This window comes from Bacillus sp. FSL W7-1085, from assembly GCF_038595035.1.
Classification (GTDB): domain Bacteria; phylum Bacillota; class Bacilli; order Bacillales; family Bacillaceae; genus Bacillus; species Bacillus altitudinis.
In genome coordinates this window covers 115,975-136,141 of sequence record NZ_CP152000.1, presented here as the reverse complement: position 1 = coordinate 136,141, position 20,167 = coordinate 115,975, and the positions used below count along the sequence as shown (strand labels likewise).

General features: G+C 42.1%; 20 protein-coding genes and 2 other annotated features (1 of these 22 cut by a window edge). All 20 genes read right to left on the bottom strand.

The window, feature by feature from the left end:
* Window position 1: 1 nt before the first annotated feature.
* The 20 genes from fusA to cysE all read right to left on the bottom strand — a co-directional run bounded on the left by fusA (window position 2) and on the right by cysE (window position 20,010).
* A complete protein-coding gene (gene fusA / locus MKY11_RS00715) occupies window positions 2-2,080 on the bottom strand; it encodes an elongation factor G (RefSeq protein WP_007496301.1) in 2,079 nt (692 codons plus the stop codon).
* Between the two features lie 54 nt (window positions 2,081-2,134).
* A complete protein-coding gene (rpsG, locus tag MKY11_RS00710; RefSeq protein WP_003216884.1) occupies window positions 2,135-2,605 on the bottom strand; it encodes a 30S ribosomal protein S7 in 471 nt (156 codons plus the stop codon).
* Between the two features lie 121 nt (window positions 2,606-2,726).
* Window positions 2,727-3,146 carry a 30S ribosomal protein S12 gene (rpsL, locus tag MKY11_RS00705; RefSeq protein WP_003216962.1) on the bottom strand — a complete coding sequence of 140 codons (420 nt, stop codon included), beginning with the start codon at window positions 3,144-3,146 and terminating at the stop codon, window positions 2,727-2,729.
* A gap of 113 nt (window positions 3,147-3,259) precedes the next feature.
* Complete coding sequence (locus MKY11_RS00700) at window positions 3,260-3,508, bottom strand: 50S ribosomal protein L7ae-like protein (protein ID WP_008345416.1); 249 nt, start codon at window positions 3,506-3,508, stop codon at window positions 3,260-3,262.
* A 146-nt stretch (window positions 3,509-3,654) separates the two neighbouring features.
* Window positions 3,655-7,254, bottom strand: coding sequence for a DNA-directed RNA polymerase subunit beta' (gene rpoC / locus MKY11_RS00695; protein WP_007496298.1), 3,600 nt, complete (start codon window positions 7,252-7,254; stop codon window positions 3,655-3,657).
* Window positions 7,255-7,315: 61 nt separating this feature from the next.
* On the bottom strand, window positions 7,316-10,897 hold the full coding sequence (gene rpoB, locus MKY11_RS00690; RefSeq protein WP_024718298.1) for a DNA-directed RNA polymerase subunit beta: 3,582 nt from the start codon (window positions 10,895-10,897) through the stop codon (window positions 7,316-7,318).
* A gap of 255 nt (window positions 10,898-11,152) precedes the next feature.
* Window positions 11,153-11,758, bottom strand: a complete 606-nt coding sequence (locus MKY11_RS00685) for a class I SAM-dependent methyltransferase (protein WP_007496296.1) — start codon at window positions 11,756-11,758, stop codon at window positions 11,153-11,155.
* Between the two features lie 96 nt (window positions 11,759-11,854).
* Window positions 11,855-12,220 carry a 50S ribosomal protein L7/L12 gene (gene rplL / locus MKY11_RS00680; protein ID WP_008345418.1) on the bottom strand — a complete coding sequence of 122 codons (366 nt, stop codon included), beginning with the start codon at window positions 12,218-12,220 and terminating at the stop codon, window positions 11,855-11,857.
* A gap of 42 nt (window positions 12,221-12,262) precedes the next feature.
* Window positions 12,263-12,763: a 50S ribosomal protein L10 gene (gene rplJ / locus MKY11_RS00675; protein ID WP_003217048.1), complete on the bottom strand. Its 501-nt coding sequence runs from the start codon at window positions 12,761-12,763 to the stop codon at window positions 12,263-12,265.
* 69 nt (window positions 12,764-12,832) lie between these two features.
* Window positions 12,833-12,973 (bottom strand) — a sequence feature (ribosomal protein L10 leader region).
* A gap of 46 nt (window positions 12,974-13,019) precedes the next feature.
* The gene (gene rplA, locus MKY11_RS00670) at window positions 13,020-13,718 is read right to left on the bottom strand and encodes a 50S ribosomal protein L1 (protein ID WP_017359164.1); all 699 of its coding nucleotides are present in this window, start codon (window positions 13,716-13,718) and stop codon (window positions 13,020-13,022) included.
* Between the two features lie 99 nt (window positions 13,719-13,817).
* Window positions 13,818-14,243, bottom strand: a complete 426-nt coding sequence (gene rplK, locus MKY11_RS00665; protein ID WP_003216956.1) for a 50S ribosomal protein L11 — start codon at window positions 14,241-14,243, stop codon at window positions 13,818-13,820.
* Between the two features lie 171 nt (window positions 14,244-14,414).
* Entirely contained in the window at window positions 14,415-14,948 is a 534-nt protein-coding gene (nusG, locus tag MKY11_RS00660) for a transcription termination/antitermination protein NusG (protein ID WP_003217197.1), read from the bottom strand.
* 171 nt (window positions 14,949-15,119) lie between these two features.
* The gene (gene secE, locus MKY11_RS00655) at window positions 15,120-15,296 is read right to left on the bottom strand and encodes a preprotein translocase subunit SecE (RefSeq protein WP_008345422.1); all 177 of its coding nucleotides are present in this window, start codon (window positions 15,294-15,296) and stop codon (window positions 15,120-15,122) included.
* Window positions 15,297-15,330: 34 nt separating this feature from the next.
* Window positions 15,331-15,480: a 50S ribosomal protein L33 gene (gene rpmG / locus MKY11_RS00650; protein WP_008356502.1), complete on the bottom strand. Its 150-nt coding sequence runs from the start codon at window positions 15,478-15,480 to the stop codon at window positions 15,331-15,333.
* Window positions 15,481-15,556: 76 nt separating this feature from the next.
* Window positions 15,557-16,213, bottom strand: a complete 657-nt coding sequence (gene sigH, locus MKY11_RS00645) for an RNA polymerase sporulation sigma factor SigH (protein ID WP_008345424.1) — start codon at window positions 16,211-16,213, stop codon at window positions 15,557-15,559.
* A gap of 63 nt (window positions 16,214-16,276) precedes the next feature.
* Window positions 16,277-16,789 carry a ribosome-dependent mRNA decay endonuclease Rae1/YacP gene (rae1, locus tag MKY11_RS00640; protein WP_007496285.1) on the bottom strand — a complete coding sequence of 171 codons (513 nt, stop codon included), beginning with the start codon at window positions 16,787-16,789 and terminating at the stop codon, window positions 16,277-16,279.
* Between the two features lie 2 nt (window positions 16,790-16,791).
* Complete coding sequence (rlmB, locus tag MKY11_RS00635) at window positions 16,792-17,541, bottom strand: 23S rRNA (guanosine(2251)-2'-O)-methyltransferase RlmB (protein WP_017359163.1); 750 nt, start codon at window positions 17,539-17,541, stop codon at window positions 16,792-16,794.
* Window positions 17,525-17,956, bottom strand: a complete 432-nt coding sequence (locus MKY11_RS00630) for a Mini-ribonuclease 3 (protein ID WP_008345428.1) — start codon at window positions 17,954-17,956, stop codon at window positions 17,525-17,527. The genes rlmB and MKY11_RS00630 overlap by 17 nt, the downstream gene beginning before the upstream one ends.
* Window positions 17,957-17,959: 3 nt before the next feature.
* Window positions 17,960-19,360: a cysteine--tRNA ligase gene (cysS, locus tag MKY11_RS00625; protein WP_024718297.1), complete on the bottom strand. Its 1,401-nt coding sequence runs from the start codon at window positions 19,358-19,360 to the stop codon at window positions 17,960-17,962.
* Complete coding sequence (cysE, locus tag MKY11_RS00620) at window positions 19,357-20,010, bottom strand: serine O-acetyltransferase (RefSeq protein ID WP_017366453.1); 654 nt, start codon at window positions 20,008-20,010, stop codon at window positions 19,357-19,359. The genes cysS and cysE overlap by 4 nt, the downstream gene beginning before the upstream one ends.
* An 81-nt stretch (window positions 20,011-20,091) precedes the next feature.
* Window positions 20,092-20,167: a binding site (T-box leader), on the bottom strand; it runs 154 nt beyond the window's last position.

The window sequence follows — 20,167 nt, the reverse complement described above, 5'->3', positions numbered from 1 at the left end:
ATTATTCACCTTTATTTTTTTTGATGATTTCTTCACTGATGCTCTTAGGCACTTCTTCGTAGTGATCCATGTGCATAGTGAAAGTACCGCGTCCTTGTGTGTTAGAACGGAGTGCAGTTGCATATCCGAACATTTCAGAAAGTGGAACCATAGCGCGAACAACTTGAGCGTTACCGCGAGCTTCCATACCTTCTACACGTCCACGACGAGATGTGATATCACCCATGATGTCTCCCATGTATTCTTCTGGGATAACGACTTCTACTTTCATCATTGGCTCAAGTAGAACTGGGTTACATTTGCTGACAGCATTTTTCAATGCCATAGATGCAGCAATTTTAAACGCCATTTCGTTAGAGTCAACATCGTGGTAAGATCCATCGAATAATTTTGCTTTGATGTCGATTAATGGGAATCCAGCTAATACACCATTTTCTAGTGAATCTTCAAGACCTGCTTGAATTGCTGGAATGTATTCACGTGGAACAACCCCACCGACGATTGCATTTGTGAATTCGAAGCCTGCGCCTTCTTCGTTTGGTTCGAATTCGATCCAAACGTGTCCGAACTGACCGCGTCCACCAGACTGACGTACGAATTTACCTTCAACTTTTGCACTAGAACGGAATGTTTCACGGTACGCAACTTGAGGAGCACCTACGTTAGCTTCAACCTTGAACTCACGCTTCATACGGTCAACAATGATATCAAGGTGAAGCTCACCCATACCAGAGATGATCGTTTGACCAGTTTCAGTGTTTGTTTGTGTACGGAATGTTGGATCCTCTTCAGCTAGTTTAGCTAAAGCGATACCCATTTTATCTTGGTCAGCCTTAGATTTAGGCTCGATAGCTACATCGATAACTGGCTCTGGGAATTCCATAGACTCAAGGATAACAAGATTTTTCTCGTCACAAAGAGTATCACCAGTAGATGTATCTTTAAGACCAACAGCTGCTGCGATATCCCCTGCATATACAGTAGAGATTTCTTCACGGCTGTTTGCGTGCATTTGAAGGATACGTCCAACACGCTCACGCTTGTTCTTAGAAGAGTTCTTCACGTAAGAACCAGAATCAAGTGTTCCAGAGTATACGCGGAAGAAAGTTAGTTTCCCAACATAAGGGTCAGTCATAACTTTAAATGCAAGAGCTGCGAATGGTGCGTCATCAGTAGACTCACGTACAACCTCTTCATTTGTATCTGGCAATGTACCTTTGATTGCAGCAACATCAGTTGGTGCAGGAAGGTAGTCAAGCACAGCGTCAAGTACAAGCTGAACACCTTTGTTTTTGAAAGCAGATCCAACAAGAACTGGGTAGAATTCAACATTCAAAGTTCCTTTACGGATTGCAGCTTTCAATTCAGGGATTGTGATTTCTTCACCCTCAAGGTATTTTTCCATAAGCTCTTCATCAAGCTCAGCGACAGCTTCAATTAAGCTGCTGCGAAGCTCTTCAGCTTTGTCTTTATACTCAGCAGGGATTTCTTGTGCATCAGAGCGAGTTCCAAGGTCATCTTCGTAGAAGTATGCTACGTTTTCTACAAGGTCGATGATTCCTTCGAATTGATCTTCAGCGCCGATCGGCAATTGAATTGCATGAGCGTTCGCTTGAAGACGATCTCTTAATGTGCTTACAGAGTAAAGGAAGTCCGCACCGGTTTTATCCATTTTGTTAACGAATACGATACGAGGTACTCCGTAAGTTGTTGCTTGGCGCCAAACTGTTTCAGTTTGAGGCTCTACACCTGATTGTGCATCAAGAACAGCAACCGCACCATCAAGTACACGCAAAGAACGTTCAACTTCAACAGTGAAGTCTACGTGTCCTGGTGTATCAATGATGTTTACACGGTAACCTTTCCATTGTGCTGTAGTAGCAGCAGAAGTGATTGTAATACCACGTTCTTGCTCCTGCTCCATCCAGTCCATTTGTGAAGCTCCTTCGTGAGTTTCACCAATTTTATGGATACGACCAGTGTAGTACAAGATACGCTCAGTCGTTGTCGTTTTACCGGCATCGATGTGAGCCATGATACCAATATTACGAGTTTTGTCTAAGGAGAACTCTCTTGCCATTGGGTAATTTCTCCTTCCTTATTAGGGAATAGTTTTTTTAGTTTGGTATAAATCCTACCAGCGGTAGTGAGCGAATGCTTTGTTCGCTTCTGCCATTTTGTGTGTATCTTCACGTTTCTTAACAGCAGCACCAGTGTTGTTAGCTGCGTCAAGGATTTCGTTAGCAAGACGCTCTTCCATCGTTTTTTCTCCACGAAGACGAGCGTAGTTTACTAACCAGCGAAGACCTAAAGTCGTACGACGATCTGGGCGAACTTCTACAGGAACTTGGTAGTTAGCTCCACCTACACGACGTGCTTTAACTTCAAGAACTGGCATGATGTTTTTCAAGGCTTGTTCGAAAACCTCCATCGCTTCATTACCAGTACGTTCTTTGATGATATCAAATGACTTGTAGAGAATAGTTTGTGACTTTCCTCTTTTACCGTCGATCATCATTTTGTTGATCAAACGAGATACAAGTTTAGAATTGTAAATTGGATCTGGCAAAACGTCTCTTTTTGCTACAGGACCTTTACGTGGCATCTGAATAGCCTCCCTTCTCTTTTAAAAGGATTTCTATCTGTCTTTCATCTCAATTTCATTGTCAGCTGCCTGACTCCACTGATCTGAACTCAACTTCTAAAAACCCTTATGTTTGTTTATATTATTTGCTTTGTTTAGGGCGTTTTGTTCCGTATTTAGAACGTCCTTGCATACGACCGTCAACTCCGGCAGTATCAAGCGCACCACGAACGATGTGGTAACGTACACCCGGTAAGTCTTTTACACGTCCGCCACGGATAAGTACTACACTGTGCTCTTGTAGGTTATGTCCGATACCAGGAATGTAAGCTGTTACCTCAATCAGGTTAGACAAACGTACACGAGCATATTTACGTAGTGCTGAGTTTGGTTTTTTCGGTGTCATTGTACCGACACGAGTACAAACCCCGCGCTTCTGTGGAGATGTTACGTTAGTGTGCTCTTTTTTGAAACTGTTGTATCCTTTGTTAAGTGCAGGAGACTTTGAGTTTTCAACTTTACTCACGCGTCCTTTGCGTATTAGCTGATTAATTGTAGGCATGTTGTTATTCCTCCCTTCATTACTTTTTTTATAACCCACATACCCAGGTGGTTCATCAAAAGGCAAAAAACAATGCTTTTGCATTTTAAGCATGCAAAAACAAAACAAGTACGCTATAACATAATGGCAACAGCTGCTGCCCCAACTTCAATTCCGCAGGCCTTGCCGAGCTTTTTCATGGAATCTACCACTAAAATGTCTACACCCTTCTCTTGCGCTAGTTTCATTACACTAGCGGTTAAAGCAGGATCAGCATCTTTCGCTACGACGATTTCCTTCACTGAATCTCGTTTCAGAGCTTTTACTGTTTGCTTCGTACCAATAATAATGGATTGAGCCTGTGATACTTTATCATAAGACATCGAATATCCTCCAAAGTAACAGGTTTTATTTTGAGCACCTTGGTTATATTATCATCATGGCAGAAGGATGTCAATATCGTTTGACAGATAATCTTGACATCCTTCACCATTTTTTGATGATTTTTATAGAAATCTTAAGAGAAAGATTACTCTACAGGAACCATATCGTCAGACGGCTGCACTTGTGAAACCGGCTTAACTTTACGGTAGTTTGGCATTCCAGTTCCAGCAGGAACAAGTTTACCGATGATGACATTCTCTTTCAAGCCAAGCAGTTCATCACGTTTTCCTTTGATCGCCGCATCTGTTAGGACACGAGTCGTTTCTTGGAAGGATGCTGCAGACAAGAATGAGTCTGTTTCAAGCGATGCTTTTGTAATACCAAGAAGAACTGGACGGCCTGTTGCAGGGCGTTTGCCTTCGAATAATACTTTTTTGTTCGCTTCTGTGAATTGGTGTACATCAAGAAGTGTGCCTGGTAATACATCTGTATCCCCTGCATCAGCGACACGCACTTTACGAAGCATTTGGCGAACCATTACTTCTACGTGCTTATCTCCGATTTCTACCCCTTGCATACGGTATACTTTTTGTACTTCATGAAGCAGATATTCTTGAACAGCTGTCATGTCAGTCACTTTGAGAAGTTCTTTCGGATCGATTGAACCTTCTGTCAGTACTTGACCACGAGTGACTTTGTCACCTTCAACAACTTTCAGACGTGCATTGTAAGGAGCTGTGTAAGAGCGAGTTTCAACTTCGCCTTGAACCACAATTTCCTGTTGCTTGTCACGAACATCGTTAATTTCAGCAACGACACCATCAATTTCAGAAATGGTTGCCTGCCCTTTCGGATTACGCGCTTCAAATAACTCTTGGATACGAGGTAAACCTTGAGTGATATCGTCTCCTGCTACCCCACCGGTGTGGAACGTACGCATTGTAAGCTGTGTTCCTGGCTCACCGATCGATTGTGCAGCGATGATTCCAACTGCTTCACCGACTTCAACGTCAGTACCAGTTGCAAGGTTACGGCCGTAGCATCGTTTACATACACCATGAGGCGTGTTACATGTAAATGCAGAACGGATCCATACTTCCTCGATTCCTGCTTCAACTACTTCAAGTGCTTTATCTTCATCAATTAGTTCGTTTTCGCCAACAATGACTTCGCCCGTTTCAGGATGAACAATTGGTTTTCTTGCAAAACGTCCGATAAGACGTTCTTCAAGTTTCTCAATAATTTCATTTCCTTCTTTAATGGACTTCGCCAAGATTCCACGGTCTGTACCGCAATCTGTTTCACGGATGATAACATCCTGCGCAACGTCAACGAGACGACGCGTGAGGTAACCTGAGTCAGCTGTTTTAAGAGCTGTATCGGCAAGACCTTTACGCGCTCCGTGAGTAGAAATAAAGTATTCCAATACGGTTAAACCTTCACGGAAACTAGATTTGATCGGAAGTTCAATGATACGTCCAGCCGGGTTGGCCATCAGACCACGCATACCAGCCAGCTGAGTGAAGTTAGATGCGTTACCACGCGCGCCAGAGTCACTCATCATGTAGATAGGGTTGACTTCATCAAGGGACTTCATCAGTTTACCTTGGATGACATCTTTAGAAGAACTCCAGATCGAAATGACTCTCTCGTAACGCTCTTCTTCAGTAATCAAACCACGTCTGAATTGCTTCATGACGTTATCTACTTTTGCTTGCGCTTCTTCGAGGATCTTCTGTTTATCATCTAATACGACGATATCAGACACCCCAACCGTAATACCCGCTTTAGTAGAGTATTTGAAACCAAGATTTTTCATGCGGTCAAGCATTTTAGATGTCTCAGTGATATGGAATCTCTTAAAGATTTCCGCAATGATTTTACCTAAAATACCTTTTTTGAACGGCGCATTGATTTCTTGTTTCTCGATCGCAGCTTTGACATCTTCACCTTTTTCAAGGAAGAAGCGGTCAGGCGTTTTTTCTTCAATATTGCTCTTTGTCGGCTCATTCATGTAAGGGAATGATTCCGGTAAGATTTCGTTAAAGATTAGTTTTCCAACTGTTGTAATCAACAATTTAGAACGCTGTTCATCAGTGAATGTCACATTCTTCAACGAGTTAGCTGCAACAGCTACACGTGTATGAAGATGCACATACCCATTTTGATAAGCTAGAAGGGCTTCGTTCGTATCTTTGAAGACCATACCTTCTCCGATAGCACCTTTACGCTCAAGTGTAAGGTAGTAGTTACCTAGCACCATATCCTGAGATGGCGTAACAACAGGTTTTCCATCTTTCGGGTTCAAAATGTTTTGAGCAGCAAGCATTAAGATACGAGCTTCAGCTTGAGCTTCAGCAGATAATGGTACGTGAACCGCCATTTGGTCACCATCAAAGTCAGCGTTGTAGGCAGTACATACAAGTGGATGCAGACGAATTGCGCGTCCTTCCACAAGTGTAGGTTCAAACGCTTGAATACCAAGTCTGTGAAGAGTTGGTGCACGGTTTAGTAAGACTGGATGCTCACGAATCACTGATTCTAAAACATCCCAAACTTCCGGCTGCACGCGCTCAATCTTACGTTTCGCGCTCTTAATGTTGTGAGCTAATCCTTTTTCAACAAGCTCCTTCATCACGAATGGTTTGAATAGTTCAAGAGCCATTTCTTTCGGAAGTCCACACTGATACATTTTCAAATGTGGTCCAACGACGATAACGGAACGTCCAGAATAGTCAACACGTTTACCAAGCAAGTTTTGACGGAAACGCCCTTGTTTCCCTTTCAGCATGTGAGAAAGAGATTTCAATGGTCTATTTCCTGGTCCTGTTACTGGTCGGCCTCTACGTCCATTATCAATCAAGGCATCGACAGCTTCTTGAAGCATACGCTTCTCGTTCTGAACGATGATGCTTGGCGCGCCAAGATCTAATAAACGTTTCAGACGATTGTTACGGTTGATGACACGACGATAAAGGTCGTTCAAGTCAGAAGTAGCAAAACGTCCGCCATCAAGCTGAACCATCGGACGTAATTCTGGTGGAATAACCGGAAGTACATCAAGGATCATCCAAGACGGTTTGTTTCCTGAGTTACGGAAAGCTTCCAACACTTCAAGGCGTTTGATCGCACGTGTACGACGCTGTCCTTGAGCTGTTTTTAGCTCTTCTTTGAGTGTATCTACTTCTTTCACAAGATCGATATCTTGAAGAAGTTTGTTAATTGCTTCTGCACCCATAGCTGCTTGGAAGGTGTTACCGTATTTATCTAAATAAGCACGGAATTCTTTCTCAGAAAGAAGTTGTTTCTTCTCAAGCGGTGTGTTGCCCGGATCAGTCACGACGTAAGAAGCGAAGTAAATCACTTCTTCTAACGCACGTGGTGACATATCTAGAACAAGACCCATACGGCTTGGGATACCTTTGAAATACCAAATGTGGGAAACTGGGGCAGCCAGTTCGATATGCCCCATTCTCTCACGACGGACTTTTGCCCGTGTTACTTCTACACCACAACGGTCACATACAACACCCTTATAACGAACGCGTTTATACTTTCCACAATGACATTCCCAGTCTTTTTGCGGTCCGAAGATACGTTCACAAAAGAGACCATCTTTTTCCGGTTTCAGTGTACGATAGTTAATCGTTTCAGGCTTTTTCACTTCACCAAAAGACCAAGAACGGATTTTATCAGGTGATGCGAGACCGATGTTCATATACTCAAAATTGTTCACATCTAGCAAGGGGCCTACCTCCCTTTTAATCTTCGGGTTATACCCTAGTCACTTGCTCTAATCGTTTCTGCTATTCTTTTGTGACTGCGTCACGTTCAAGATCGACAGGTGCGAGGTCTGCAGCATCTTCGTCATTAGATAACGCTAATCCGTCTGCTTTCTTCGTTTCCTCATCGTCTTCTAAATCTCTCATTTCTATCTCTTCTTCATCGCCAGATAGGATTTTCACATCCATACCTAAACTTTGAAGTTCTTTAATTAATACTTTGAATGATTCAGGGACACCTGGTTCAGGTACGTTATCCCCTTTGACGATCGCTTCGTATGTTTTCACACGACCCACAACGTCATCCGATTTTACAGTTAAGATTTCTTGAAGTGTATATGCTGCACCGTAAGCTTCAAGTGCCCATACTTCCATCTCTCCGAAACGCTGTCCACCAAACTGTGCTTTACCGCCCAGTGGCTGCTGCGTAACAAGTGAGTATGGTCCAGTTGAACGAGCGTGAAGTTTATCGTCAACCATGTGAGCCAGTTTGATCATGTACATGATTCCGACTGATACACGGTTATCGAATGGTTCACCAGTTCGACCGTCATAAAGGACTGTTTTCGCATCACGGGACATACCTGCTTCTTCAAGCGTTTCCCAAACATCTTCCTCACGCGCACCATCAAATACTGGTGACGCAATGTGGATGCCTAGGTAACGTGCAGCCATACCCATATGAAGCTCAAGTACCTGACCGATATTCATACGAGATGGTACCCCTAGAGGGTTTAACATGATATCAATCGGTGTTCCATCTGGAAGATACGGCATATCTTCTTCTGGAAGAATCTTAGAGATAACACCTTTGTTACCATGTCGTCCGGCCATTTTGTCACCTTCAGAAATTTTACGCTTCTGAACGATGTATACACGGACTAACTGGTTAACACCTGGTGGTAATTCATCTCCATCTTCACGGTTAAAGACTTTGACATCGTGGATGATTCCGCCGCCGCCGTGTGGTACACGTAGAGACGTATCACGTACTTCACGAGCCTTTTCACCGAAGATTGCATGTAATAGACGTTCTTCAGCTGTTAGTTCTGTTACACCTTTAGGCGTTACTTTCCCGACAAGAAGATCTCCGTCTTTTACTTCTGCACCAATACGGATGATTCCACGCTCGTCAAGGTTGCGTAAAGCATCTTCCCCAACGTTTGGAATATCACGCGTAATTTCTTCTGGTCCAAGCTTTGTATCACGAGCTTCTGATTCATATTCTTCAATATGAATAGAAGTGTAGACGTCATCTTTTACAAGGCGCTCACTCATAATGATCGCATCCTCATAGTTGTAACCGTCCCAAGTCATGAAGCCGACCATGACGTTACGTCCTAGAGCCAATTCACCTTTTTCCATAGAAGGACCGTCTGCAAGGATTTCCCCTTTGACGACTTCATCTCCAACACTTACAATTGGGCGCTGGTTGTAGCAAGTCCCTTGGTTAGAGCGGACAAATTTCAGCAAGCTGTATTTGTCTAGGTTTCCTTTGACTTGTTGTCCGTCAACGTCTTCATAACGGCGAACCCAAATATTCTTCGCTTCAACACGTTCTACAACACCTGGGTAACGGCAGATCACAGCAGCACCAGAGTCTTTACCTGATACATACTCCATACCTGTACCAACAATCGGTGATTCCGGCTGCATCAAAGGCACAGCCTGACGTTGCATGTTCGCTCCCATTAGAGCACGGTTAGAGTCATCGTTTTCTAAGAATGGGATACATGCTGTCGCTGCAGAAACAACCTGCTTCGGCGAAACGTCCATGTAGTCAACGCGGTTTCGAGGAACAACGGTGTTTTCCCCTCTGAAACGAGCGATAATGTTATCATCGATAAACGAACCATCATCAGCTAGCAGAGCGTTCGCTTGTGCTACAACGTAGTTATCCTCTTCATCAGCGGTTAAGTAATCGATTCTCGGCGTCACTTTACCTGTTTCAGGATCAACCCGACGGTAAGGTGTTTCGATAAATCCGAAGCGGTTCACTTTCGCAAATGAAGATAGAGAGTTGATCAAACCAATGTTTGGACCCTCTGGTGTTTCAATCGGACACATACGACCATAGTGAGAATAGTGAACGTCACGAACTTCCATTCCTGCACGCTCACGTGTCAAACCACCCGGTCCAAGCGCTGATAGACGACGTTTGTGTGTCAATTCAGCAAGCGGGTTTGTTTGATCCATGAACTGAGAAAGCTGAGAGCTACCAAAGAACTCTTTGATAGAAGCGATCACAGGACGGATGTTGATCAGCTGCTGAGGTGTGATCGTGTTCGTGTCTTGAATAGACATTCTTTCACGAACAACACGCTCCATTCTGCTTAAACCAATACGGAATTGGTTTTGCAGAAGTTCACCTACAGAACGCAGACGACGGTTACCAAGGTGATCGATATCATCTGTGTCACCTACTCCATGAAGCAGGTTAAAGAAGTAACTGATTGAAGCAATGATGTCAGAAGGCGTGATGTTCTTCACAGCTTCCTCTACATATGCATTACCAATCACGTTGATCACTTGCTCGCCTTCTTGATCAGTTGGTGCATAAATCTTGATAGATTGAAGTTCTACTTCATCCTCTACTACGCCACCGTTTGGATAAAGCTTTCTAAATCCGATGCCGTTTTCTAAGTATGGAAGAACTTTATCAAGCACTCTTCTATCTAAAATTTGACCTTTTTCTGCTAGGATTTCACCTGTTTCAGGATCAACTAGCGTTTCAGCCAATTTTTGATTGAATAGTCTATTTTTAATATGAAGCTTCTTATTAATCTTGTAGCGTCCAACATTTGCTAAGTCATATCTCTTCGGATCAAAGAAGCGAGAGTCTAGCAAGCTTTTCGCATTTTCAACAGTTGGCGGCTCTCCGGGACGAAGACGCTCGTAGATTTCGAGAAGTGCTTTATCGGCATTCTCTGTATTGTCTTTTTCCAACGTGTTGCGTAAGTATTCATTCTCGCCAATGAGGTCAAGAATCTCTTGATCAGAGCTGAAGCCGAGAGCACGCAAAAGAACCGTAACCGGCAACTTACGTGTGCGATCGATGCGTACATAGACTACATCCTTCGCATCAGTTTCGTATTCTAACCATGCGCCACGGTTTGGAATGACAGTCGCAGTAAAACCTTTTTTACCGTTTTTGTCTACTTTACCACTGAAATATACACTTGGAGAACGTACTAACTGAGAAACGATTACACGTTCCGCACCATTAATGATAAAAGTACCTGTGTCTGTCATGATTGGGAAATCACCCATAAACACATCTTGGTCTTTTACTTCTCCAGTTTCTTTGTTAATTAAACGAACTTTTACTCTTAGTGGAGCAGAGTAAGTTACATCACGTTCTTTTGATTCTGCTACAGGATACTTAGGATCCCCTAGGCTGTAATCAATGAATTCAAGAGAAAGGTTACCAGTAAAATCCTCAATTGGGGATATATCTTGAAACATCTCTCTAAGACCCTCATCAAGAAACCACTGATAAGAAGAGGTTTGAATTTCAATGAGATTTGGTAATTCTAACACTTCGCTTATGCGTGCGTAGCTTCTGCGCTGGCGGTGTCGTCCATACTGAACTAGTTGACCTGTCAACTGATTCACCCCTCAAATCATGCGTATTATATGTGTAAAAAGTATTTCTGTCTTTCAAATGTCAGTAAAGAAATACTTTTACAAGACAAAAGAAAAAAGGGTTTCTAAAATAAGAAAACCACATCCAAAAACAAATACCGATTTTATTAGTTTTCCCAAGTATGCATAATTTATACAAAATAGTTGTTTTTTAAGCCTATCAAGCAAAATATACACATTGGCATTTTATAATGTTAACACAGCTAGGAAACTGCGTCAAACTTTTTTAGCTTTGATAATATAGTAGCCCTTTTTTTTCATAACGACCGTCACTTCTCCAAAAAGCTGCTCTAATTTCTCAATCGCAGATGGTCCACCTTGTTTTTTCTGAATAACCACCCACAACTCACCTTCCGGCAATAAATGATCAGCACTTTTTTCAAAGATCGCATGTACTACTTTCTTCCCTGCCCGTATTGGGGGATTGGTCAGTATAGAGGCAAAAGCAGCTGATGAATGAACATTCGAGAACAAATCACTTTGATAGATGCGGACATTATCAATGCGATTATGCTTAGCGTTTTCCTTTGAAAGTTCGACTGCTCTTTCGTTCACATCAATCATATGAATGGTGCGGCCTGTCATTTCGTTTGCTAACGATAAGCCGATCGGTCCATAACCGCAACCGACATCTAAGACGTCGCCATCCAAGTCAGGTTCTTCAAAAGCTTCAATTAAAAGCCTCGAACCATAGTCGACTTCTTTCTTAGAAAACACTCCACTGTCACTTGTAAAAGTAAAGCTACGGTTTCTCAAGGTGAAGTCCCATGTCTGTTTATTGCTTTTCACTGATGGCTTTTCCGTATAATAGTGGTCACTCATGGTGAATGGACCTCCTCTGGATTCAATCGTTTCAGGAGATAAGAAAAGAAAAAGCCCGCCAGTAAAAGCGAGCTTTCCCAAAAGATTAGGCGAAGATTACTTAACTTCTACAGAAGCGCCAACTTCTTCAAGCTTAGCTTTAAGTTCTTCAGCTTCTTCTTTAGCAATACCTTCTTTAAGTGGTTTTGGAGTGTTGTCAACAAGTTCTTTAGCTTCTTTCAAGCCAAGACCAGTGATTTCACGAACCACTTTGATAACTTTGATTTTTTGGTCTCCAGCACCAGCAAGTACTAGATCAAAATCAGTTTTTTCTTCAGCAGCAGCACCGCCACCAGCAGCTACAGCTACAGGAGCAGCAGCAGTTACGCCAAATTCTTCTTCGATTGCTTTTACTAAGTCGTTTAACTCAAGTACAGTTGCTTCTTTAACTGAAGCAATGATTTCTTCGATATTTAAAGCCATTTGTAATTCCTCCATTTTAAGTTTTTTTACGTCAAGTACGCATTAAGCGCCTTGTTCTTCTTTTTGATCTGCAACTGCTTTAGTAGCAAGAGCAAGGTTACGAACTGGAGCTTGAAGAACGCTAAGCAACATAGAAAGTAAGCCTTCGCGAGACGGAAGTTCCGCAAGAGCCTTCACTTCTTCTACAGTCGCTACGTTTCCTTCGATAACACCAGCTTTGATTTCTAAAGCTTCGTGGCTTTTCGCAAATTCGTTGATGATTTTCGCAGGTGCGATAACATCTTCGTTACTGAATGCGATAGCGTTTGGACCTGTTAAGAAATCGTTTAAACCCGTTAGTTCAACTTGTTCAACTGCACGGCGAGTCAAAGTATTTTTGTAAACTTTGAATTCTACACCAGCATCACGAAGCTGTTTACGAAGTTCAGTCACTTCAGAAACTGAAAGGCCGCGGTAATCTACGATTACAGTAGACATACTGTCTTTAAATTTAGAAGTAATTTCATCAACGACAACTTTTTTAGTATCGATTGCATTGCTCATGGTTACACCTCCTGTACATTCTTTGTGTAACACTTATACCGATCAGGCCATCACGTTCCTAACGAACGGTTCTCCATATAAAAAGCCTCCATTAAGACATGGAGGCTGTATATACAAGCATACGTTAACGTAAGACTGTGACATATACACCTCGGCGGGTTAATTAAGCCATAAGGCCCCTGCTGTCTACGGTATAAATGATTATTCTATTTTACAACATTTCGATATTATCAAAACGGTTGTGACAAGTCAAGAATTATTTTGCAGAGAAAGAAGATGGGTCCACTTTCACGCCAGGGCCCATAGTAGATGTAACAGAAACGTTTTTCACGTATACACCTTTAGCCGCTGCAGGTTTTGCTTTAAGGATTGTGTCATAGATTGTTGCAAAGTTCTCAACAAGCTTTTCGTCCTCGAAAGAAACCTTTCCGATTGGCGCGTGGATGTTACCAGCTTTATCAACGCGGTATTCTACTTTACCAGCTTTGATTTCATTGATTGCTTTTTCTACTTCGAATGTAACAGTTCCTGTTTTAGGGTTTGGCATAAGACCCTTTGGTCCAAGTACACGACCGATCTTACCAACTTCACCCATCATGTCAGGTGTCGCAACGATTACATCGAATTCGAACCAGCCTTGTTGGATTTTAGTGATGTAATCAGAATCTCCAACGTAGTCTGCTCCAGCAGCTTCTGCTTCTTTTGCTTTTTCGCCTTTAGCGAACACAAGAACGCGTTGAGTTTTACCAGTTCCGTTAGGAAGTACAACTGCACCGCGGATTTGTTGATCGTTTTTACGAGGGTCTACGCCCAAACGAAAAGCAACTTCTACAGTCGCATCAAATTTCGCTGTATTTGCTTTTTTTGTAAGAGAAACAGCTTCAGCAACATCATACGCTTTTGTACGATCGATCAGCTTAGCAGCTTCTACATACTTTTTACCTTTTTTAGCCATTATAAAAATCCTCCTTATGTGGTTTTAGCGGAATAACCTCCCACGAATAAGGGTTGCGAACTTGTCAAAACCAAACTCGCAACCCAACAAGACAAAAAATTAATCTTCGATGACAATACCCATACTGCGTGCAGTACCTTCAACCATGCGCATAGCTGATTCAACGCTAGCAGCGTTTAAGTCAGGCATTTTTGTTTCCGCGATTTCGCGTACTTTATCACGCTTAACAGTTGCCACTTTATTACGGTTAGGTTCACCAGAACCAGACTCAATACCAGCTGCTTTTTTAAGTAATACTGCAGCAGGTGGAGTTTTAGTAATAAATGTAAATGAACGGTCTTCAAAAACCGAAATTTCAACAGGAATGATAAGACCAGCTTGGTCAGCTGTACGAGCGTTAAACTCCTTACAGAATCCCATGATATTAACACCGGCTTGACCTAGTGCAGGTCCAACTGGTGGAGCTGGGTTAGCTTTTCCAGCAGGAATTTGCAATTTAACAACTTTTACTACTTTTTTAGCCACGAGACACACCTCCTTAAAGTCCGTGATGTGGTAATAGGGGAATCCCCCTCCCACTCAACAACTTCATTCTTTATATGAATGACGAAATAACTAGCTAGCGATCTTGAGCGAACTCAAGACGTACCTTTGCTATATTACCACTTCTATACACTCATTTCAAGCTCTTTTAAATTACAATTTATCGATCTGTGTGAACTCAAGTTCCACAGGAGTTTCTCTACCAAACATATTAACGAATACTTTGACTTTGCTTTTATCATAATCAATCTCTTCGATAGAGCCTGTGAAGTTAGCAAATGGTCCATCGATGACCTTGACTGTTTCTTTTAGTTCAAAGTCGATTTCTGTCTTGCGCTCTTCAAGTCCCATTCTCTTCAGAATGGTTTCCGCTTCGCCAGGTAATAACGCTGTCGGCTTAGAGCCTGATCCAGCTGATCCAACGAATCCTGTCACACCTGGTGTATTACGAACGACATACCAAGAATCGTCAGTCATGACGATTTCTACTAGCACATATCCAGGGAATACTTTCTTTTTCACTACTTTTTTCTTACCGTTTTTAATGTCCGTTTCTTCTTCTTCTGGTACAACAACGCGGAAAATTTTATCCTGCATGCCCATTGATTCAACACGCTTTTCCAAGTTCGCTTTCACTTTGTTCTCATAGCCAGAGTACGTATGCACAACATACCAATTCTTTTCCATTTTCGTTCAGGACTATTTAGTCCTTCCCTCCCCACATTTCGTAATGTCTATTTGACGAATCTCGAGTACCGGTAAATATTTTCAAGCAATTGAAAAAACCCGTAAAACGGGTTTTTTGGCAAGTCATATTATGATCTATTATAGCACGTTCAGCAGACCATTATTCAAGTATTAATGAATTAATTCGATTAATTGTGAGATTCCTATATCAAGAAAAGAGAAAAAGATGGCAAAAAATACGACTGTTAAAATAACAGTGATCGTGTAGCGGACCATTTCGTTTTTCTTTGGCCAGCTGACCTTTTTCATTTCTTTCCCGACACTTTTTAAGAAACTGATAATACGCATGTAAAAGACCTCCACAGATTAAAGAACGCAAATCCTACTTCGTTTCTAAATGTGTTTTATGTGAATTACAAGTCTTGCAATATTTCTTAACTTCTAATCTTTCAGCTGCTGAAGCAACACTTTTCATTGTCGTATAATTGCGGCTTCCGCAGTCTTTACAGGCTAGAGTAATCTTTTTCCTCATATTTACACCTATTTTCTCGACATCATTTCCTTAGTACCTTATCACAGTGTCGAAAAAGCTGTCAATATAGGTTTGATTAGAGACTGATCTCGCGCAGCTCTAAATATTTCTCTAATTTTCTCTTTACTCTTTGGAGTGCGTTATCAATTGATTTCACATGACGGTTTAAATCTTCAGAAATCTCCTGATAGGACCTGCCATCAAGATAAAGCACAAGTACCTTTCTTTCCAGCTCGCTTAGTAATTCACCCATTTTCATTTCAATATCATCAAATTCTTCTTTGCTAATGATTAAATCTTCTGGGTTAAGCGCTTTAGCACCGGAAATGACGTCCAATAATGTTCTGTCCGATTCTTCATCGTATATCGGCTTGTCTAATGATACATAGGAATTTAACGGGATATGTTTTTGGCGAGTAGCTGTTTTAATTGCGGTGATAATTTGGCGGGTAATACATAATTCTGCAAAAGCCTTAAATGAAGTAAGCTTGTCCTCTCTGAAATCGCGGATAGACTTATAAAGTCCGATCATCCCCTCTTGGACAATGTCCTCTCGATCCGCTCCAATCAAGAAATAAGATCTTGCTTTCGCACGTACAAAATTGCGGTATTTCGTTATTAAATAATCTAGCGCATCACTATCTCCGACATGAACCCTTTCAATGACTTGTTCATCTTCCAACTGGCAAAATTGCTCTCTGATGGACTTACCCTTGCTGTTGTTTAGATTCACTTCGATCCCCCCGACCGCACCTAGATAGAAATATTATACAATAATGGTTGAAATATCGTCAAGCTATTCCAAGTTTCCCCGCCGCCATTTTTCAAACGTTTTCAATACATCTTCTGACAATTCAATTTTGGATGCTGGTTTATCAGAAGTAATCTTTTTGACACGTGTTTCAATCTTCCGTTCAATCACTTCTATCTCTCTTAAGAGCTCTCGTGCTGACTTACGAAGTGCACCCTGTCCAAAAATCGCCCATTGTTCTGTATAATCAGAGGTCGCCACATGAATTTGCGTCCGAATGTTATTTAAGTCTTGTGCCAGTTTTTCAATCCGCTCATCAGCCGTTTCATTTTCTCTTGTAAAGATGACCTCTACTCGGTGGTTTGTCCGCTTCTTTTCGATTCCTTTGACCATATGGGCATCGAATACGACAATGACTCGATACCCTGTATATGCTTGATATTCTGCTAAATGTTGAATCAGCACGTCTCTGGCTTCTTCAAAGCTGTTTTCTTTTAAGTGCTGCAAACGAGGCCATGCACCTATCATGTTGTATCCATCGACTAAGAGGATGTCCATCTCTATTCTCCTAACGGATAACGTTTTCGATACACTTCATACATCAATAGACTAGCGGCAACTGATGCATTTAATGAAGTGACCTTCCCGGCCATTGGCAATTTAATCAAGAAATCACATTTTTCCTTAATCAATCGGCCAATTCCTTTTCCTTCACTGCCAATGACAAGAGCGAGAGGCATCGTGCCATCAAATTGTCTGTAGTCCTGCTTCGCAGATGCATCTGTTCCTGCGACCCAGATTCCTCTTTCTTTCATTTCATCAAGAGCTCTGGAAAGATTGGTTACTTTTGCGACCGGGATATGTTCAATGGCTCCAGTAGATGCTTTCGCAACAGTTGTCGTCAAGCCTACCGCTCGTCGTTTTGGAATGACGATTCCATGTGCACCAACAGCATCGGCCGTACGCATGATCGACCCTAAATTGTGCGGATCTTCAATTTCATCTAAGATGATGAAAAATGGTTGTTCATTCCGCTTTTCAGCAATTTGATACAGATCGTCCAATTCTGCATATTCATATGCTGCTACTTGTGCAACGATTCCCTGGTGCTGACCTGTTACCATCTGATCAAGCTTTTTCCTCGGAACATACTGAATGGTGATATTTTGCTTTTTCGCGAGTTCAATGACCTGCTGGGCTTGTCCTTTTACAGTGTTTTCTGCCATCCAGAGCTTGTATAACTCCCGATCTGACTTCAGTGTTTCAATCACTGCATTTTTCCCAATCACATAATCATGTTGCTGACTCATTTGTCTTCCTCCCTGACGTTCCGATTTCAATCGCCTGACTAATCAACTCTTCTAAGCGTTCGTCCTGCTTCTCAATAAATAAATAACCCATGAGCGCTTCAAACGCTGTACTATAACGATACGTTTGAACGTCTGTGTTTTTAGGCACTGTGCCTGATTTTGCATTTCTTCCTCTTTTCAGCACCGCTTCTTCCGCTTCTGTGAAAAAGCCCTTCTGCTGAAGCTCAAATAAAATAGCGGCCTGAGATTTAGCTGAAACGATCTTACTTGCACGTTTATGAAGCTCATTTGGTTTGGTCGCCCCCGTTTGGAGGAGGTGATGCCTCACGTATACTTCAAAAATGGCATCACCCATATAAGCAAGCGCAAGTCCATTCAACTGTTTTCCGTCTTTCAGCTTTTCAAAATTCAACATGACCTATTCTCCTCTTTTCCAGCGAGTACCTTGAGGAGTATCCTCCAATACAATATTCATGCTCTTTAACTGGTCACGAATTTGATCAGATAGCGCAAAATCACGATTTCTTCTAGCCTCATTGCGTTTTTCAATTAACGCTTCTACTTCTTCGTCAAGCGTATGCTTTTCTTCTAATGAGAAGCCAAGGACAGAGGTGATTTCTTGGAACAAGCCAATAAATGCCTTGATCACTTCCTCAGAAGTATGATCATTTTCCATATAGTAATTCGCTTGTTTCGCTAGTTCAAATAAAACAGAGATGGCATTTGCCGTATTGAAGTCATCATTCATTTCAGAAATAAATGTCGCACGCTGCTCTTCAATCTTTGTCAACCATTCAGTGTTATCTTCTGTGATATTCGTGCTGCTTTCAAGGCGATGATGTAAATTAGCATACGACGTTTTGAGTCGGTTAAACGCACTCTTTGTACTCTCTAGTAAGTCCATTGAGTAGTTAATTGGATGACGGTAGTGAACCGACAACATAAAGAATCGAAGTACGTCAGGATCTTGTTCTTTCACAATGTCATGCACGAGCACAAAGTTGCCTAGTGATTTTGACATTTTTTCATTCTCAATATTAATATATCCGTTATGCATCCAATACTTTGCAAAAGGTTTGCCTGTCAAAGCCTCAGATTGAGCGATCTCATTCTCGTGATGAGGGAACGTTAAATCCTGTCCGCCAGCATGAATGTCAATCGTATCGCCTAAATACTTTTTGACCATCGCAGAGCACTCGATGTGCCAGCCTGGGCGTCCTTCGCCCCACGGGCTATCCCAAGAAATCTCCTGATCCTTTGCGGCCTTCCATAATGCAAAGTCGAGTGCATCCCTTTTCTTTTCACCTACACGAATACGGGCACCTGTCTTTAATTCATCAATCGATTGGTGAGACAGTTTTCCGTAGCCTTCAAATGAGCGTGTGCTGTAATACACGTCACCATCTGCCTCATAGGCGTAGCCTTTTTCAATCAATGTGGCGATAAACGCAATGATATCATCCATATTTTCTGTCACTCGCGGGTGAAGGTCTGCTTTTTTGCAGCCTAATGCACTGACGTCCTCAAAGTATGCTTGGATAAATCGATCAGCAATCGTTGGGACATCCTCGCCTAATTCATTTGCTGCTTTGATGAGTTTATCATCCACATCAGTAAAGTTGGATACGAAATTCACATCATAGCCGCTATATTCTAAATACTTACGTACCGTGTCATATACAATGGCAGGTCTTGCATTCCCGATATGAATGTAGTTATACACGGTTGGTCCGCATACATACATTTTCACCTTTCCTGGTTCAAGTGGGACAAACTCTTCCTTCTTACGTGTCAATGTATTATAAATATTGATTGTCATGATTGTTCTTCCTTTCTGCTCAATGAAGCCAGCTCACGTTTTAGCTTTTCCATTTCTCGCTCCAATTCTTTGAAACGATCAGAAACGGGATCTGGCAAATCTTGATGATTGAGATCACGATTGATTTTCTTTCCATTTTGAACGACCACTCGCCCAGGTATACCTACAACAGTGGAATGGTCTGGTACGTCTTTTAACACAACAGACCCCGCACCAATCTTGGACCCTTTTCCTACGGTAATGGAACCGAGCACCTTAGCACCAGTCGCAATCAGGGCATCGTCCAAAATAGTTGGATGCCGCTTTCCCTTTTCTTTCCCTGTTCCCCCTAATGTCACGCCTTGGAAAACAGTGACGTTATCGCCAATTTCACATGTTTCCCCAATCACGACGCCCATGCCGTGATCAATAAAGAACCGCCGGCCGATGGTTGCTGCTGGGTGAATCTCAACCCCTGTGAAAAACCGGCTGACCTGAGAAATGATCCGCGCAAGAAAATACAGCTTACGCTTGTAAAATGCATGCGCAACACGATGAGCCCAAATCGCATGAAGCCCTGAATAGGTTAGCACTACTTCAAGATAGCTTCTAGCAGCAGGATCTTGATCAAACACAGTATCAATATCTTCTTTCAGCATTTTGAAAAACACATGCTCCCCCCGTTCTTCCCCATCAATCTCTCTTAGGACTTGCTCTCTTTTTTGGACAAATAAAAAACGCCTCTGCCATATGACAGAGACGTTTTGAAAACGCGGTTCCACTCTGTTTAGAAAGCCCTCATTTCGCAGCCTTCTCAACTTCATCCCA